Origin of the sequence: Streptomyces sp. NPDC015144 (assembly GCF_043079735.1) — a bacterium.
Taxonomy (GTDB): domain Bacteria; phylum Actinomycetota; class Actinomycetes; order Streptomycetales; family Streptomycetaceae; genus Streptomyces.
In genome coordinates this window covers 333019-349307 of sequence record NZ_JBIBUU010000006.1, presented here as the reverse complement: position 1 = coordinate 349307, position 16289 = coordinate 333019, and the positions used below count along the sequence as shown (strand labels likewise).

At 70.7% G+C, this 16289-nt stretch carries 16 protein-coding genes; 1 reads left to right on the top strand and 15 read right to left on the bottom strand.

What is annotated here, in order from left to right:
• Window positions 1-21: 21 nt before the first annotated feature.
• The 13 genes from metK to pyrR form a co-directional block, all read right to left on the bottom strand.
• Window positions 22-1230 (bottom strand): methionine adenosyltransferase, encoded by a 1209-nt coding sequence (metK, locus tag ACF08W_RS14065; RefSeq protein WP_352277388.1) that lies wholly within the window; start codon window positions 1228-1230, stop codon window positions 22-24.
• Window positions 1231-1473: 243 nt separating this feature from the next.
• Window positions 1474-2676, bottom strand: a complete 1203-nt coding sequence (gene coaBC / locus ACF08W_RS14060; protein WP_352277389.1) for a bifunctional phosphopantothenoylcysteine decarboxylase/phosphopantothenate--cysteine ligase CoaBC — start codon at window positions 2674-2676, stop codon at window positions 1474-1476.
• A gap of 133 nt (window positions 2677-2809) precedes the next feature.
• Window positions 2810-3082: a DNA-directed RNA polymerase subunit omega gene (gene rpoZ / locus ACF08W_RS14055; RefSeq protein ID WP_003970369.1), complete on the bottom strand. Its 273-nt coding sequence runs from the start codon at window positions 3080-3082 to the stop codon at window positions 2810-2812.
• Window positions 3083-3185: 103 nt separating this feature from the next.
• The gene (gene gmk, locus ACF08W_RS14050) at window positions 3186-3803 is read right to left on the bottom strand and encodes a guanylate kinase (RefSeq protein ID WP_352277390.1); all 618 of its coding nucleotides are present in this window, start codon (window positions 3801-3803) and stop codon (window positions 3186-3188) included.
• Window positions 3804-3841: 38 nt separating this feature from the next.
• On the bottom strand, window positions 3842-4165 hold the full coding sequence (locus ACF08W_RS14045; RefSeq protein WP_003970367.1) for an integration host factor: 324 nt from the start codon (window positions 4163-4165) through the stop codon (window positions 3842-3844).
• A 244-nt stretch (window positions 4166-4409) separates the two neighbouring features.
• Window positions 4410-5249 carry an orotidine-5'-phosphate decarboxylase gene (gene pyrF / locus ACF08W_RS14040; RefSeq protein ID WP_385210913.1) on the bottom strand — a complete coding sequence of 280 codons (840 nt, stop codon included), beginning with the start codon at window positions 5247-5249 and terminating at the stop codon, window positions 4410-4412.
• Window positions 5246-6355: a quinone-dependent dihydroorotate dehydrogenase gene (locus ACF08W_RS14035; protein WP_392279353.1), complete on the bottom strand. Its 1110-nt coding sequence runs from the start codon at window positions 6353-6355 to the stop codon at window positions 5246-5248. The genes pyrF and ACF08W_RS14035 overlap by 4 nt, the downstream gene beginning before the upstream one ends.
• A 61-nt stretch (window positions 6356-6416) precedes the next feature.
• Complete coding sequence (gene carB, locus ACF08W_RS14030) at window positions 6417-9725, bottom strand: carbamoyl-phosphate synthase large subunit (protein ID WP_392279352.1); 3309 nt, start codon at window positions 9723-9725, stop codon at window positions 6417-6419.
• On the bottom strand, window positions 9718-10860 hold the full coding sequence (carA, locus tag ACF08W_RS14025) for a glutamine-hydrolyzing carbamoyl-phosphate synthase small subunit (RefSeq protein WP_352277396.1): 1143 nt from the start codon (window positions 10858-10860) through the stop codon (window positions 9718-9720). Before carA ends, carB begins: the two co-directional genes overlap by 8 nt.
• The gene (locus tag ACF08W_RS14020) at window positions 10857-11438 is read right to left on the bottom strand and encodes a hypothetical protein (RefSeq protein ID WP_392279351.1); all 582 of its coding nucleotides are present in this window, start codon (window positions 11436-11438) and stop codon (window positions 10857-10859) included. The genes carA and ACF08W_RS14020 overlap by 4 nt, the downstream gene beginning before the upstream one ends.
• Window positions 11435-12721, bottom strand: coding sequence for a dihydroorotase (locus ACF08W_RS14015; protein WP_385210905.1), 1287 nt, complete (start codon window positions 12719-12721; stop codon window positions 11435-11437). The genes ACF08W_RS14020 and ACF08W_RS14015 overlap by 4 nt, the downstream gene beginning before the upstream one ends.
• Window positions 12722-12723: 2 nt before the next feature.
• On the bottom strand, window positions 12724-13701 hold the full coding sequence (locus ACF08W_RS14010; RefSeq protein ID WP_392279369.1) for an aspartate carbamoyltransferase catalytic subunit: 978 nt from the start codon (window positions 13699-13701) through the stop codon (window positions 12724-12726).
• A gap of 94 nt (window positions 13702-13795) precedes the next feature.
• Window positions 13796-14380 (bottom strand): bifunctional pyr operon transcriptional regulator/uracil phosphoribosyltransferase PyrR, encoded by a 585-nt coding sequence (gene pyrR, locus ACF08W_RS14005; RefSeq protein ID WP_385210903.1) that lies wholly within the window; start codon window positions 14378-14380, stop codon window positions 13796-13798.
• Window positions 14381-14600: 220 nt separating this feature from the next.
• Here pyrR and bldD point away from each other — a divergent pair, with 220 nt between their 5' ends.
• Window positions 14601-15101 carry a transcriptional regulator BldD gene (gene bldD, locus ACF08W_RS14000; protein ID WP_326696507.1) on the top strand — a complete coding sequence of 167 codons (501 nt, stop codon included), beginning with the start codon at window positions 14601-14603 and terminating at the stop codon, window positions 15099-15101.
• Window positions 15102-15262: 161 nt separating this feature from the next.
• Here the strand turns inward: bldD and nusB are convergent, their stop codons facing one another.
• Complete coding sequence (nusB, locus tag ACF08W_RS13995) at window positions 15263-15694, bottom strand: transcription antitermination factor NusB (RefSeq protein WP_352277401.1); 432 nt, start codon at window positions 15692-15694, stop codon at window positions 15263-15265.
• Between the two features lie 2 nt (window positions 15695-15696).
• On the bottom strand, window positions 15697-16263 hold the full coding sequence (gene efp / locus ACF08W_RS13990) for an elongation factor P (protein ID WP_352277403.1): 567 nt from the start codon (window positions 16261-16263) through the stop codon (window positions 15697-15699).
• Window positions 16264-16289 lie beyond the last annotated feature (26 nt).

Here is a 16289-nt window from a genome sequence, read left to right as displayed (position 1 = left end):
TACGGACGGGACGGCGGCTGGCTACAGCCCGGCCGCCGCGCGCAGCGCGTCCACGCGGTCGGTGCGCTCCCAGGTGAAGTCGGGCAGCTCCCGGCCGAAGTGGCCGTAGGCCGCGGTCTGGGCGTAGATCGGGCGGAGCAGGTCGAGGTCGCGGATGATCGCGGCCGGGCGGAGGTCGAAGACCTCGCCGATGGCGTGCTCGATCTTCTCGGTGTCGACGGCGGCGGTGCCGAAGGTCTCGACGAAGAGGCCGACCGGCTCGGCCTTGCCGATCGCGTAGGCGACCTGGACCTCGCAGCGGGCGGCGAGGCCCGCGGCGACGACGTTCTTGGCGACCCAGCGCATGGCGTACGCGGCCGAGCGGTCCACCTTCGACGGGTCCTTGCCCGAGAAGGCACCGCCGCCGTGCCGGGCCATGCCGCCGTACGTGTCGATGATGATCTTGCGGCCGGTCAGTCCGGCGTCGCCCATCGGGCCGCCGATCTCGAAGCGCCCGGTCGGGTTGACCAGGAGCCGGTAGCCGTCGGTGTCCAGCTTGATGCCGTCCTCGATGAGCTGCCCGAGCACGTGCTCGACGACGAACTCACGGATGTCGGGCGCGAGCAGCGAGTCGAGGTCGATGTCGCTGGCGTGCTGCGAGGAGACCACGACCGTGTCGAGGCGGACGGCCTTGTCACCGTCGTACTCGATGGTGACCTGGGTCTTGCCGTCCGGGCGCAGGTACGGGATGGTCCCGTTCTTGCGGACCTCGGAGAGCCGGCGGGAGAGCCGGTGCGCCAGGTGGATCGGAAGCGGCATCAGCTCGGGCGTCTCGTCGCAGGCGTAGCCGAACATCAGGCCCTGGTCGCCGGCGCCCTGCTTGTCGAGCTCGTCCTCGTCGCCCTCGACCCGCTGCTCGTACGCCGTGTCGACGCCCTGCGCGATGTCGGGCGACTGCGCCCCGATGGAGACCGAGACGCCGCAGGAGGCCCCGTCGAAGCCCTTCTTCGAGGAGTCGTAGCCGATCTCCAGGACCTTGTTGCGGACAAGCGTCGGGATGTCGGCGTAGGCCTTGGTGGTGACCTCACCCGCCACATGGACCAGACCCGTGGTGATCAAGGTCTCGACGGCGACGCGGGACCGCGGGTCCTCGCGGAGCAGCGCGTCGAGAATGGTGTCGCTGATCTGGTCGGCGATCTTGTCGGGGTGGCCCTCGGTGACGGACTCCGAGGTGAAGAGACGGCGGGACACATCGCTCCCTGGGGTTGCAGCGGCTGCTGGCTGAATCATTGGGCGGACCGCCGGGAGCTGCGCCCGGCACAATCCGGAGCCAGTTTATCGGTCGTATTCGTCCGGCGGACAGTACGTCTCGCTCTTTGAGCCATCTGTGACCCGCCACACTCCCCTCCGACGTGGGAGGAATCCCTTTGGGGAACGGGCTTTTACCCCCATTTTCCAAGGCATTCGCGCGCTCTCGCACGAAATAAAAAAATTTCATCCGAGTCGCGGCGACACGAGGTCCCAGACCGTGTCGGCAAGCGCTTCCTTGGGTCCGTGCGGCACCTGGGTCTCGCCACCGTCGGCCGCGAGCACCACCGCCTCGTTCTCCTCGGAGCCGAAGGTCCGGCGCTCCCCCACCTCGTTGACGACCAGGAGGTCGCAGCCCTTGCGGCGGAGCTTCTCCCGGCCGTTGGCGAGGACGTCGTCGGTCTCGGCGGCGAAGCCCACGACGATCTGCCCCGGCCGGGCGCGCTCGGCGGACACCTCGGCGAGGATGTCGGGGTTGCGGACCAGGGCGACGGGGGCGGGCTCCTGCCCGTCCTTCTTCTTGATCTTCCCCTGGGCGTACTCGGCGGGGCGGAAGTCGGCGACCGCCGCGGCCATCACGACCACGTCGGCGTCGGCGGCGGCCTTCAGCACGGCCTCGCGCAGCTGGACGGCGGTCCCCACACGCAGCACGTCGGCGCCGGCCGGGTCGGGCAGCCCGGTGTTGGCCTCGATCAGCGTCACCCGGGCGCCACGGGCCAGGGCGGTGCGGGCCAGGGCGTAGCCCTGCTTGCCGGAGGAGCGGTTGCCGAGGTAGCGGACCGGGTCGAGGGGCTCGCGCGTACCGCCCGCGCTGATCACCACGTGGCGGCCGGCCAGGTCGGGCCCGACCGGGCCCCGGGCCAGGACCCGGCGGCAGACCTCGAAGATCTCCCCGGGGTCGGGCAGCCGGCCCTTGCCGGTGTCGACGCCGGTGAGCCGGCCGACGGCGGGCTCGATGACGACGGCGCCCCGGCGCCGCAGGGTGGCGACGTTCTCCCGGGTGGCGGGGTGCTCCCACATCTCGGTGTGCATGGCGGGCGCGAAGACGACCGGACAGCGGGCGGTGAGGAGCGTGTTGGTGAGCAGGTCGTCGGCGAGGCCGTGGGCCGCCCGGGCGAGCGTGTCCGCGGTGGCGGGGGCGACGACCACCAGGTCGGCCTCCTGCCCGATCCGGACGTGCGGCACCTGGTGGACGTCGTCCCAGACCTCGGTGGAGACCGGGTGGCCGGAGAGCGCCGACCAGGTGGCGGCCCCCACGAAGTGCAGCGCCGAAGCGGTCGGCACCACCCGGACGTCGTGACCGGATTCGGTCAGCCGGCGCAGCAGCTCGCACGCCTTGTACGCGGCGATGCCCCCGCTGACCCCCAGAACGACCTTCGGCTTGTCCACTGCGTCTCCCCGCACTCGGATACGAACACCCCCATGCTGCCTCACCCCGGCCGTCCGGCCGAGAGCGCCCCGGACACACCTCGGGCCCGGCAGCCAGTGGCTGCCGGGCCCGGAGTGAGGACGTGGTACCTGCTTACTGCGCGGGGCCCTCGATGGCCTCGGAGGTGAGCAGGCCCGCGTTGATCTCGCGGAGCGCGATCGAGAGCGGCTTCTCGTGCACATGGGTGTCGACGAGCGGACCGACGTACTCCAGGAGGCCCTCGCCGAGCTGCGAGTAGTACGCGTTGATCTGGCGCGCGCGCTTGGCGGCGTAGATCACGAGGCTGTACTTCGAGTCGGTGGCCTCAAGGAGCTCATCAATCGGCGGGTTGATGATGCCCTCGGGCGTGGTGATGGAAGAGGACACTCTCTGCCTTCCGAAGGGGGGTGAGAATCAAAGAAACCTTTGACGGTGCGGAGATCCGCGTCAGTGTGTGCCAGCGTCTGTTCGGGTTTGTTTCAGTGCTCGTTCAGTCGCTGTCGGCACTGCGGCCGGAAACCTCCAGCATCAAGGCTAGCAGCTCGCGCGCCACGTCCTCGACGGAGGTGTTGACCAGCGTCGTGTCGAACTCGGCCTCGGCGGCCAGCTCGACCCGGGCGGCGGCGAGCCGGCGCTCGATCACCTCGGGTGCCTCCGTCCCCCGGCCGGTGAGCCGGCGGACCAGCTCCTCCCAGCTCGGCGGTGCCAGGAAGACCAGCTGGGCGTCCGGCATCGACTGCCGGACCAGCCGGGCGCCCTGGAGGTCGATCTCCAGCAGCACCGGCTCGCCCGCCTCCAGGCGGTCGAGCACGGCGCGGCGGGGCGTGCCGTAGCGGTTGCCCGCGAACTCGGCCCACTCCAGCAGCTCGCCGTTGGCGATCAGCTTGTCGAACTCCTCGTCGTCCACGAAGAAGTAGTGGACGCCGTTGCGCTCGCCGGGGCGCGGCTTGCGGGTCGTCGCCGACACCGAGAGCCAGACCTCGGGGTGGACCTTGCGCATATGGGCGACGACCGTGCTCTTGCCGACCCCGGAGGGGCCGGAGAGCACGGTCAGCCGCGGACGTACGTCCGGGGGTACGGGGGACGTCCCCCGGGATGTTGCAGCCATGGAGCGATTATCCAGGTTCTCAGGGGTGCCTGAGAACGTCAGGCGGGGCTGCCGCCGAACTCCCGCTCCAGGGACGCGATCTGGTTGGAGCCGAGACCACGGACCCGGCGGCTCTCGGAGATGCCGAGCCGCTCCATGATCTGCTTGGCGCGGACCTTGCCCACGCCCGGCAGGGACTCCAGGAGGGCCGAGACCTTCATCTTGCCGATGACGTCGTTCTCCTGGCCCTGCTTGATGACCTCGTGGAGGGAGGCGCCGGAGTGCTTCAGTCGATTCTTGACCTCGGCCCGCTCCCGGCGAGCCGCGGCGGCCTTTTCGAGCGCGGCTGCGCGCTGTTCAGGGGTAAGGGGCGGAAGAGCCACGCCTACGTCACCTCGGATGTCGATCTGTCGGATACGGACCGGTGAGGAAGCTGGATGCCCCACACCAGGTGAGCGACGGACCACTCGTGTACGTCGGCTCTCGACGGAGACTAGCGGCCAGGGCCGCCCGAGTCAGCGAGAACCAACGAAAAGTCCTGGTCAGCCTTGCCCGACCAGGACAATCCAGGCATAACAACCGAGTTTTTTGGTCAGGAGTTGGTCAACAGCCTGTTACAGGGTGCCGTCAACGGCCCGCCAGGGCCGTTCGGATCTCGTCCGTCAGCCGTTCGGCGGCCCCGCGCAGCCCCGCCGCGTCCGGTCCCGCGCGCAGTACGCCCCGGCTCACACTGGGCACGACGTTGCCCACCGCGTCGCCGAAGACCCCGGGCAGGTCCGCGGGGGTCGCGCCCTGCGCCCCGATCCCGGGGGCGAGCAGCGGGCCGTTGATCGCCAGGTCCACCCCGGCGTCCCCGAGGGTGGCGCCGACCACCGCGCCGACCGAGCCGAGCGGCCGCGCCCCGGCGTTCTCCTCGGCCATCCGGTCGAGCATCAGCTGGGCCAGCGGGCGGCCGTCGGCGGCGGTGGCCCGCTGCACCTCGGCGCCCTCCGGGTTGGAGGTGAGGGCGAGCACGAAGACCCCGGCGCCGGAGGCGGCGGCCGCGTCGAGCGCCGGGCGCAGCGAACCGAAGCCGAGGTACGGCGAGACGGTGACGGCGTCCGAGAAGAGCGGCGAGGCCGGGTCCAGGTAGGTCGCCGCGTAGGCGCCCATCGTGGAGCCGATGTCGCCCCGCTTGGCGTCCATCAGCACCAGCGCGCCGGCCGCCCGCGCCTCCGCGACCGCCTTCTCCAGGACGGCGATGCCGCGCGACCCGAAGCGCTCGAAGAACGCGGACTGCGGCTTGAGCACCGCCACCCGGTCGGCCAGGGCCTCGACGACCGTACGGGTGAAGCGCTCCAGCCCGGCGACGTCGTCGGCCAGGCCCCAGCCGGTGAGCAGCGAGGCGTGCGGGTCGATGCCGACGCAGAGCGGGCCACGGGTGTCCATGGCGCGGCGCAGGCGCGCGCCGAACGGTTCGGGGCTCATGCGGTGGCCTTCCTGGTTGCTGCGCCGACGGCCTCGGCGAGGGTGGCGTACGGGGAGGCGGCCAGCCGTGCGGCCAGGCCCTTGTGGATCGACCGGGCGTAGAACGGGCCCTCGTAGATGAAGGCGCTGTAGCCCTGGACGAGGGTGGCGCCGGCGAGGATGCGCTGCCAGGCGTCCTCGGCGTTCTCGACGCCGCCGACGCCGATCAGGGTGGTCCGGTCGCCGACACGGGCGTGGAGGCGGCCGAGGACCTCCAGGGAGCGGGCCTTGAGGGGCGCTCCGGAGAGCCCGCCGGTCTCGCCGGTCAGGGCGGGCGGGGACGTCAGGCCGAGGCCCTCGCGGGCGATGGTGGTGTTGGTGGCGATGATGCCGTCCAGGCCCAGCTCGACCGCGAGGTCGGCGACCGCGTCGACGTCCTCGTCGGCGAGGTCCGGGGCGATCTTGACGAGGAGCGGGACGCGCCGGTGGGTGACGGTGCGGTCGGCGGCCTCGCGCACGGCGGCGAGCAGCGGCCGCAGTGCCTCGGTGGCCTGGAGGTTGCGCAGGCCGGGCGTGTTGGGCGAGGAGACGTTGACGACGAGGTAGTCGGCGTGGGCGGCGAGCCGCTCGGTCGACTTCACGTAGTCGGCGGCGGCCTCGGCCTCCGGCACGACCTTGGTCTTGCCGATGTTGACGCCGACCGTGGTCCGGAAGACCGGCCTGCGGGCCGCCAGCCGCGCCGCGACGGCGGCGGAGCCCTCGTTGTTGAAGCCCATGCGGTTGATCAGCGCGCGGTCCGCGACGAGGCGGAAGAGGCGCTTCCTGGGGTTGCCGGGCTGCGGTTCGCCGGTGACGGTGCCGATCTCGACGTGGTCGAAGCCGAGCATCGCCATGCCGTCGATCGCGACGGCGTTCTTGTCGAAGCCGGCGGCGAGGCCGAAGGGGCCGTGCATCCGCAGGCCGAGCGCCTCGGTACGCAGCTCCTTGTAGCGGGGCGCGAGCGCGGCGGCGACGAAGGTGCGCAGCACCGGGACGCGGACGGCCAGGCGGATCCATCGGAAGGCCAGGTGGTGGGCCTGCTCGGCGTCCATCCGCTTGAAGAACAGCCGGAAGAAGAGCTTGTACATCGCAAGTGTCCTCGTGGAGAGGGGGGACACCGTTGCCGATGTCCCCCCGTCTGCCGGTGTGCTAGTCGCGGGCCGCGGTCAGGTGTCGGGCGTGTTCCTGGAGCGAACCGACGCCGACGCCTCCGTGGGTGAGCGCGTCGATGCCCTGGACGGCGGCGGCGAGCGCCTGGACCGTCGTCAGGCAGGGCACGGACCGGGCCACGGCCGCGGTGCGGATCTCGTAGCCGTCGAGGCGGCCGCCGGTGCCGTACGGCGTGTTGACGATGAGGTCGACCTCGCCGTCGTGGATGAGCTGGACGATGGTCTTCTCGCCCTGCGGGCCGGGGCCCTCGGACTGCTTGCGTACGACGGTGGCGTTGATGCCGTTGCGCTTGAGGACCTCGGCGGTGCCGGAGGTGGCGAGCAGCTCGAAGCCGTGGGCGACGAGCTCGCGCGCCGGGAAGATCATCGAGCGCTTGTCCCGGTTGGCCACCGAGATGAAGGCGCGGCCCTTGGTCGGCAGCGGCCCGTAGGCGCCCGCCTGCGACTTGGCGTACGCCGTGCCGAAGACGGAGTCGATGCCCATGACCTCGCCGGTGGAGCGCATCTCCGGGCCGAGGACGGTGTCGACACCGCGGCCGTGGATGTCGCGGAAGCGCGACCACGGCATGACGGCCTCCTTGACGGAGATCGGCGCGTCCATCGGCAGGGTGCCGCCGTCGCCGTTGGCCGGGAGCAGGCCCTCGGCGCGCAGCTCGGCGATGGTGGCGCCGAGCGAGATGCGGGCGGCGGCCTTGGCCAGCGGCACCGCGGTCGCCTTCGAGGTGAAGGGGACGGTGCGCGAGGCGCGCGGGTTGGCCTCCAGCACGTAGAGGATGTCGCCGGAGAGCGCGAACTGGATGTTGATCAGCCCGCGGACGCCGACGCCCTTGGCGATGGCCTCGGTGGAGACCCGCAGCCGCTTGATGTCGTGGCCGCCGAGCGTGATCGGGGGCAGCGCGCAGGCGGAGTCGCCGGAGTGGATACCGGCCTCCTCGATGTGCTCCATGACGCCGCCGAGGTACAGGTCGGTGCCGTCGTAGAGCGCGTCGACGTCGATCTCGATCGCGTCGTCGAGGAAGCGGTCGACCAGGACCGGCCGGGTGGGGCTGATCTCGGTGGACTCGGCGATGTACGAGGAGAGCCGCGCCTCGTCGTACACGATCTCCATGCCCCGGCCGCCGAGCACGTAGCTGGGGCGGACGAGAACGGGGTAGCCGATCTCGTCGGCGATGGCCTTGGCCCCGTCGAAGGTGGTGGCGGTGCCGTGCTTCGGGGCCGGGAGTCCGGCCTCGGCGAGGACCCGGCCGAAGGCGCCGCGGTCCTCGGCGGCGTGGATCGCCTCCGGGGACGTGCCGACGACCGGCACGCCGTTGTCCTTGAGCGCCTGGGAGAGGCCGAGCGGGGTCTGGCCGCCGAGCTGGACGACGACGCCCGCGACCGGGCCGGCGAGGGTCTCCGCGTGGACGATCTCCAGCACGTCCTCCAGCGTCAGCGGCTCGAAGTACAGGCGGTCGGAGGTGTCGTAGTCGGTGGAGACGGTCTCCGGGTTGCAGTTGACCATCACGGTCTCGTAGCCCGCGTCGCTCAGCGCGAAGGAGGCGTGGACGCAGGAGTAGTCGAACTCGATGCCCTGGCCGATGCGGTTGGGGCCGGAGCCGAGGATGATCACCGCGGGCCTGGTGCGCGGCGCGACCTCGGTCTCCTCGTCGTAGCTGGAGTAGAAGTACGGCGTCTTCGCGGCGAACTCGGCGGCGCAGGTGTCGACCGTCTTGTAGACCGGGCGGATGCCCAGCGCGTGCCGCACCTCGCGCACGACGTCCTCGCGCAGGCTGCGGATGTCGGCGATCTGGGCGTCGGAGAAGCCGTGCCGCTTGGCCTCGGCGAGCAGTTCGGCGCCCAGCTCGTCGGCGGTGGCGATCTCGTCGGCGATCTCCTTGATCAGGAAGAGCTGGTCGACGAACCAGGGGTCGATCTTCGTCGCTTCGAAGACCTCCTCCTGGGTGGCTCCGGCCCGGATCGCCTGCATGACGGTGTTGATCCGGCCGTCGGTCGGACGGACGGCCTCGGCCAGCAGCTCGGTCTTGTCGCCCGGCTCGCCGGTGAAGGCGAACTGCGAGCCCTTCTTCTCCAGCGAGCGGAGCGCCTTCTGGAGCGCCTCGGTGAAGTTCCGGCCGATCGCCATGGCCTCGCCCACCGACTTCATGGTGGTGGTGAGGGTGGAGTCGGCGGACGGGAACTTCTCGAAGGCGAACCGCGGGGCCTTGACGACCACGTAGTCGAGGGTGGGCTCGAAGGAGGCCGGGGTCTTCTCGGTGATGTCGTTGGGGATCTCGTCGAGCGTGTAGCCGACGGCCAGCTTGGCGGCGATCTTGGCGATCGGGAAGCCGGTGGCCTTGGAGGCCAGCGCCGAGGAGCGGGAGACGCGCGGGTTCATCTCGATGACGATGACCCGGCCGTCCTTCGGGTCGATCGCGAACTGGATGTTGCAGCCGCCGGTGTCGACGCCGACCTCGCGGATGATCGCGATGCCGACGTCGCGCAGCCGCTGGTACTCGCGGTCGGTGAGCGTCATCGCCGGGGCGACGGTGATCGAGTCGCCGGTGTGGACGCCCATCGGGTCGAAGTTCTCGATGGAGCAGACGACCACGACGTTGTCGTTCCTGTCGCGCATCAGCTCCAGCTCGTACTCCTTCCAGCCGAGGATGGACTCCTCCAGGAGCACCTCGGTGGTCGGGGAGAGCGTGAGGCCCTGGCCGGCGATGCGGCGCAGCTCCGCCTCGTCGTGGGCGAAGCCGGAGCCGGCGCCGCCCATGGTGAAGGAGGGGCGGACCACGACGGGGTAGCCGCCGAGCATCTCGACACCGGCGAGGACGTCGTCCATGGAGTGGCAGATGACCGAGCGGGCGGACTCGCCGTACCCGATCTTCTCCTTGACGGCCTCGACGACGCCCTTGAAGAGGTCGCGGTCCTCGCCCTTGTTGATGGCCTCGACGTTGGCGCCGATCAGCTCGACGCCGTACTTCTCCAGGACACCGTTCTCGTGCATGGAGATCGCGGTGTTGAGCGCGGTCTGGCCGCCCAGGGTGGGGAGCAGCGCGTCGGGGCGCTCCTTGGCGATGATCTTCTCGACGAACTCGGGGGTGATCGGCTCGACGTACGTGGCGTCGGCGATCTCCGGGTCGGTCATGATCGTCGCCGGGTTGGAGTTGACCAGGATGACGCGCAGGCCCTCGGCCTTGAGGACGCGGCAGGCCTGGGTGCCGGAGTAGTCGAACTCGGCGGCCTGGCCGATGACGATCGGGCCGGAGCCGATGACCAGGACGGACTGGATATCGGAGCGCTTAGGCACGCTGGCCCTCCATCAGGGATACGAAGCGGTCGAAGAGGTACGCGGCGTCGTGCGGGCCCGCTGCCGCCTCGGGGTGGTACTGGACGCTGAAGGCCGGCTGGTCGAGCAGCTGGAGTCCTTCGACGACCTGGTCGTTCAGGCAGACGTGGGAGACCTCGGCGCGGCCGAAGTCGGTGTCGGACACCTTGTCGAGCGGGGCGTCGACGGCGAAGCCGTGGTTGTGCGCGGTGACCTCGACCTTGCCGGTCGTGCGGTCCTGCACGGGCTGGTTGATGCCGCGGTGGCCGTACTTCAGCTTGTAGGTGCCGAAGCCGAGGGCGCGGCCCAGGATCTGGTTGCCGAAGCAGATGCCGAAGAGCGGGGTCTTCCGCTCCAGGACGCCGCGCATGACGGAGACCGGGTGGTCGGCGGTGGCCGGGTCGCCGGGGCCGTTGGAGAAGAACACGCCGTCGGGCCCGACCGCGTAGACGTCCTCCAGGGTGGCGGTGGCGGGCAGCACGTGCACCTCGATGCCGCGCTCGGCCATCCGGTGCGGGGTCATGCCCTTGATGCCGAGGTCGATCGCGGCGACGGTGAACTTCTTGGTGCCGATCGCGGGGACGACGTACGCCTCCTTGGTGGCGACCTCGGCGGAGAGGTCGGCGCCCACCATCTCGGGGGCCTCCTGGACCCGGGCCAGCAGCGTGGCCTCGTCGGCGACGGCGTCGCCGGAGAAGATGCCGACGCGCATGGCGCCGCGCTCGCGCAGGTGGCGGGTGAGGGCGCGGGTGTCGATGCCGCTGATGCCGACGACGCCCTGGCGCTCCAGCTCCTCGTCGAGGGAGCGGCGCGAGCGCCAGTTGGAGGGGGTCCGGGCGGGGTCGCGGACGACGTAGCCGGAGACCCAGATGCGGCCGGACTCGGGGTCCTCGTCGTTGACCCCGGTGTTCCCGACGTGCGGGGCGGTCATCACGACGACCTGGCGGTGGTAGGAGGGGTCGGTCAGCGTCTCCTGGTAGCCGGTCATGCCGGTGGAGAAAACCGCCTCGCCGAAGGTCTCCCCCACGGCCCCGTAGGCACGGCCGCGGAATGTGCGGCCGTCCTCCAGGACGAGTACGGCGGGGGCCTTGGCGGCCCCCCGGGTGGAGATCGTCATCGTGCGGCGCCTTCCGTTGCGGTGATGGTGAGTTGGTTGACGGCCTCGACCCAGGCCCGGTGCTCGGCCGAGTGGTCGGAGCGGAAGCCGGAGTCGATCAGCTTGTCGCCGTGGGCCCAGGTGATGATCAGCAGGCCGCCCTCGGGGAGGACCTTGCCCGCGATGCCCTTGTCGAGCCGGGCCTCGCGCAGGGCTTCGGCCGGTACGAAGAAGTCGGCGGCACCGGGGCGGACCACGTCCAGGCCCCGCCGGGTCAGGGTGAGCTCCACCCGGCTGCGGGTGCCCAGCCCGTGGGCGACGATCCGGTCGAGCCACTGCCCCGCGGTGGTGGAGGCGTGGTAGCGGCCGGTCAGGGTGAGCAGCGGCTGGTCGTCCGCGAACCCTCCCGGGGTGGTGCGCAGTTCCGGCAGGTCCGACTGGAGGCTGCCCCGCCACTTCCATCCCTGGCGCATCAGCCAGTAGACGAAGGCGATCAGGACGGCCAGTGCGATGACCCAGCTGATCCGGGCGGACCAGTCGGTGACCTCGGCGGACTTCCGTTCGGCAGCGAGCTGGTAGAGAGAGGTGAGTGATGTCACGCGAGCTTCCCGTCGACGACCGTTGCACGGCCCCGCAGGAAGGTGTGGGTGACTCGGCCCGGCAGCTCGCGCCCCTCGTACGGAGTGTTGCGGCTGCGGGAGGCGAAGCCCGCGGGGTCCACGACACCACGGTAAGCCGGATCGACCAGGGTGAGGTTGGCGGGTTCCCCCGCCGCGACGGGCCGGCCGTGTCCGTCGAGCCGTCCGATGACGGCCGGACGGAACGACATCCGGTCGGCGACCCCCGCCCAGTCGAGCAGCCCGGTGTCGACCATCGTCTGCTGGACGACGGAGAGCGCGGTCTCCAGGCCCACCATGCCCATGGCGGCGGCGGCCCACTCGCAGTCCTTGTCCTCGTGCGGGTGCGGGGCGTGGTCGGTGGCGACGCAGTCGATGGTGCCGTCGGCGAGCGCCTCGCGCAGCGCCATGACGTCGGCCTCGGTGCGCAGCGGCGGGTTCACCTTGTAGACCGGGTCGTAGGTCCGCACGAGCTCGTCGGTGAGGAGCAGGTGGTGCGGGGTGACCTCGGCGGTGACGTTCCAGCCCTTGGACTTGGCCCAGCGGACGATGTCCACGGAACCGGCGGTCGAGAGGTGGCAGATGTGCACCCGGGAGCCGACGTGGGCGGCGAGCAGCACGTCGCGGGCGATGATCGACTCCTCGGCGACGGCGGGCCAGCCGCCCAGTCCGAGCTCGGCGGAGACGACGCCCTCGTTCATCTGGGCGCCCTCGGTGAGGCGGGGCTCCTGGGCGTGCTGGGCGACGACGCCGTCGAACGCCTTCACGTACTCCAGGGCCCGGCGCATGATCACCGCGTCGTCGACGCACTTGCCGTCGTCGGAGAAGACCTTCACGCCGGCCGCCGAGTCGTGCATGGCGCCCAGCTCGGCGAGCTTCCTGCCCTCCAGGCCGACGGTGACGGCGCCGACCGGCTGGACGTCGCAGTAGCCGGACTCCCGGCCGAGCCGCCAGACCTGCTCGACCACACCGGCGGTGTCGGCGACGGGGAAGGTGTTGGCCATGGCGTGCACGGCGGTGAAGCCGCCGACCGCGGCCGCCTTCGTACCGGTCAGGACCGTCTCGGAGTCCTCGCGGCCCGGCTCGCGCAGATGGGTGTGGAGGTCGACCAGGCCGGGCAGCAGGATCTGCCCGGCGGCCTCGACGACGGTCGCGCCGGTGGCGTCGAGTCCGGTGCCGACGGCCGCGACGGTCTCGCCGTCGAGGAGGACGTCCTGGGGCTCGCCGCCGAGGATGCGCGCGCCGCGGATCAGGGTCTTGCTCATGGTTACTTGTTCTCCTCGGTACGGGACGGGGCAGCGGATTCGTACCCGCCGAGCAGCAGGTACAGGACGGCCATGCGGATGGATACGCCGTTGGCGACCTGCTCGACGGCCGTGCACCGGCCGGAGTCGGCGACCTCGGCGGTGATCTCCATGCCGCGCACCATCGGGCCGGGGTGCATGACGATGGCGTCCTCGGGCATCCGCGCCATCCGGTCGGCGTCCAGGCCGTAGCGGCGGGAGTACTCGCGCTCGGTGGGGAAGTACGCGGCGTTCATCCGTTCACGCTGCACACGCAGCATCATCACCGCGTCGGACTTCGGCAGCACCTCGTCGAGGCCGTAGCTGACCTCGCAGGGCCACTGCTCGACACCGACCGGGACCAGGGTCGGCGGGGCCACCAGGGTGACCCGGGCGCCCAGGGTGTTCAGCAGGTGGACGTTGGAGCGGGCCACCCGGCTGTGCAGGATGTCGCCGACGATGGTGATCCGGCGGCCTTCGAGGTCGCGGCCGAGGCCGCTGTCGGCCCCGACCAGCCGGCGGCGGATCGTGAAGGCGTCCAGGAGGGCCTGGGTGGGGTGCTCGTGGGTGCCGTCACCGGCGTTGACGACGGCACCGTCGATCCAGCCGGAGGTGGCGAGGCGGTACGGGGCCCCGGAGGCGCCGTGCCGGATGACGACGGCGTCGGCGCCCATCGCCTCCAGGGTCAGCGCGGTGTCCTTGAGCGATTCGCCCTTGGAGACGGACGAACCCTTCGCGGAGAAGTTGATGACGTCGGCCGACAGGCGCTTGGCCGCGGCCTCGAAGGAGATGCGGGTACGCGTCGAGTCCTCGAAGAAGAGGTTGACGACGGTACGGCCGCGGAGGGTGGGGAGCTTCTTGATCGGCCGGTCGGCGACCCGGGCCATCTCCTCGGCGGTGTCGAGGATCAGGACGGCGTCGTCGCGGGTGAGGTCGGCGGCCGAGATGAGGTGGCGCTTCATCTGGGTGTTCTCCGAACGGATGGAGGGTTCAGGCATGCGGGCGTGCGTGAGCAGCCGTACGGACCTGCGACGGGCCGTACGGGGGTGGCGGGAGCTACTGCTCGCCCGTGGGGGCGATCCGGCCGTCACCGAGCAGCACGGCGTCCCGGCCGTCCTCCTCGGCGAGCAGGACCTTGACCGTCTCCCGCAGCGACGTGGGGAGGTTCTTGCCGACGTAGTCGGCGCGGATCGGGAGTTCGCGGTGGCCCCGGTCGACCAGGACGGCGAGCTGCACCGCGCGCGGGCGGCCGATGTCGCCCAGGGCGTCGAGCGCGGCGCGGATCGTGCGACCCGAGAAGAGGACGTCGTCGACCAGGACGACCAGGCGGCCCTCGATGCCCTCAGCGGGGATGTCGGTGCGGGCCAGGGCGCGCGCCGGGCGCAGCCGCAGGTCGTCGCGGTACATCGTGATGTCGAGGGAGCCGACCGGCATCTTTCCGCCGGTGATCTCTTCGAGCTTCTCGGCGAGCCGACGGGCGAGGAAGACGCCGCGCGTCGGAATGCCGAGGAGCACCACGTCGTCGGCGCCCTTGGCGCGTTCGACGATCTCGTGGGCGATACGGGTCAGAACCCGGGCGATGTCCGGGGCCTCCAAAACGGGGCGTGCCGCGTTGCCGGTGGCTTCGTACTGTGCGTCCATAAGAAACGGACCTCCTTCTCCGCCTCACGGGACGGACCTTAAAGGACGTCGAAATTGCGTCATCCACGTTACCAGGGCTTGCGTCGGCCCCTGTCGGCACCCCCGGGATGCCCGTCCGCACCCTTTCAGCTTGACGCAACCAAGTAACGCTGCGTAACCTCACAGTGAGTTACCAGCAACGCGGCGGAGCCGCGCAACGTCCCAGCGTCCGGGGAGCTTTATGTCCAGCGAATACGCAAAACAGCTCGGGGCCAAACTCCGTGCCATCCGCACCCAGCAGGGTCTCTCCCTCCATGGCGTGGAGGAGAAGTCCCAGGGCCGCTGGAAGGCCGTCGTGGTCGGTTCGTACGAGCGCGGCGACCGTGCCGTGACCGTGCAGCGCCTCGCTGAGCTCGCGGACTTCTACGGGGTCCCGGTGCAGGAGCTGCTGCCCGGTACGACGCCCGGCGGTGCCGCCGAGCCGCCGCCGAAGCTGGTCCTGGACCTGGAGCGGCTGGCCCACGTGCCGCCGGAGAAGGCCGGTCCGCTCCAGCGCTACGCCGCGACGATCCAGAGCCAGCGCGGCGACTACAACGGCAAGGTGCTGTCGATCCGCCAGGACGACCTGCGCACCCTGGCCGTGATCTACGACCAGTCGCCCTCCGTGCTCACGGAGCAGTTGATCAGCTGGGGCGTGCTGGACGCGGACGCGCGCCGCGCCGTGTCCCACGAAGAGGGCTGAGGCCCGCAGAGAAGATCCACCGCCGTGCCGGCGCGGGTTCACCCCATCGGGTGCCCGTGCCGGCACGGTTTTTTCGCGCCCGCCGTTCCCGCCCGTCGCATGCCGAAGGGGCCCGCGGTCACGGAGACCGCGGGCCCCTTCGTCGGCTGAACGCCCCCGGGCTACTGCTCCCGGCGGAGGTTCGGCTTGAGGTCCTTGAAGCGGGCCAGCAGCCCGTTCACGAAGGACGGGGAGTCATCGGTGGAGAACTCCTTGGCGATCTGGACCGCCTCGTCGATCACCACCGCGTCCGGCGTACCGTCCTCCCAGATCAGCTCGTAGGCACCGAGGCGCACGATGTTCCGGTCGGCGACCGGCATGCGGTCGATCTCCCAGTCCACGGCGTACGTCACGATGAGGTCGTCGATCCGGTTCGCGTACTTCGCGTACCCCTCGACGAGCTCCATCGTGTACTCGGCGACCGGCGGCTGACGGGTGTCGGACCGCGAGTGCCGCACCCAGTCCGCGAGGACCGTCAGCACGGACTCACCGCGCTGGTCGGCCTCGAAGAGGATCTGGAAGGCGCGCTTGCGGGCCTTGTTCCGGGCGGCCACGGTTAGCTGTTCACCCGGCCGAGGTAGTCGCTGGTGCGGGTGTCGACCTTGATCTTCTCACCGGTGGTGATGAAGAGCGGGACCTGGATCTGGTGGCCGGTCTCCAGGGTGGCGGGCTTGGTGCCACCGGTGGAGCGGTCGCCCTGGACGCCCGGCTCGGTCTCCTGGATGACGAGCTCGACGGCGGCCGGAAGCTCGACGTAGAGCACCTCGCCCTCGTGCTGCGCCACGGAGGCGGTGAAGCCCTCGATCAGGAAGTTGGCGGTGTCGCCGACGGCCTTGCGGTCCACGTGGAGCTGGTCGTAGGTCTCCATGTCCATGAAGACGAAGTAGTCGCCGTCCATGTAGGAGAACTGCATGTCGCGACGGTCGATGGTGGCCGTTTCGACCTTCACACCGGCGTTGAACGTCTTGTCGACGACCTTGCCGGAGAGCACGTTCTTGAGCTTGGTGCGCACGAAGGCCGGGCCCTTGCCGGGCTTGACGTGCTGGAACTCGACGACGGACCAGAGCTGGCCTCCGTCGAGCTTGAGCACCATGCCGTTCTTGAGGTCGTTCGTGGAAGCCACGGTTGCGGAATCTCCTGGGCTGAAGC

Bases quoted from the DNA above. Each gene is read 5' to 3' on its own strand.
- bldD (WP_326696507.1), top strand. From the start codon at position 14,601: ATGTCCAGCGAATACGCAAAACAGCTCGGGGCCAAACTCCGTGCCATC.
- ACF08W_RS14035 (WP_392279353.1), bottom strand. From the start codon at position 6,355: ATGTACAAGCTCTTCTTCCGGCTGTTCTTCAAGCGGATGGACGCCGAG.
- gmk (WP_352277390.1), bottom strand. From the start codon at position 3,803: ATGGCTGCAACATCCCGGGGGACGTCCCCCGTACCCCCGGACGTACGT.
- carA (WP_352277396.1), bottom strand. From the start codon at position 10,860: ATGACGATCTCCACCCGGGGGGCCGCCAAGGCCCCCGCCGTACTCGTC.
- pyrF (WP_385210913.1), bottom strand. From the start codon at position 5,249: ATGAGCCCCGAACCGTTCGGCGCGCGCCTGCGCCGCGCCATGGACACC.
- ACF08W_RS14010 (WP_392279369.1), bottom strand. From the start codon at position 13,701: ATGAAGCGCCACCTCATCTCGGCCGCCGACCTCACCCGCGACGACGCC.
- pyrR (WP_385210903.1), bottom strand. From the start codon at position 14,380: ATGGACGCACAGTACGAAGCCACCGGCAACGCGGCACGCCCCGTTTTG.
- ACF08W_RS14015 (WP_385210905.1), bottom strand. From the start codon at position 12,721: ATGAGCAAGACCCTGATCCGCGGCGCGCGCATCCTCGGCGGCGAGCCC.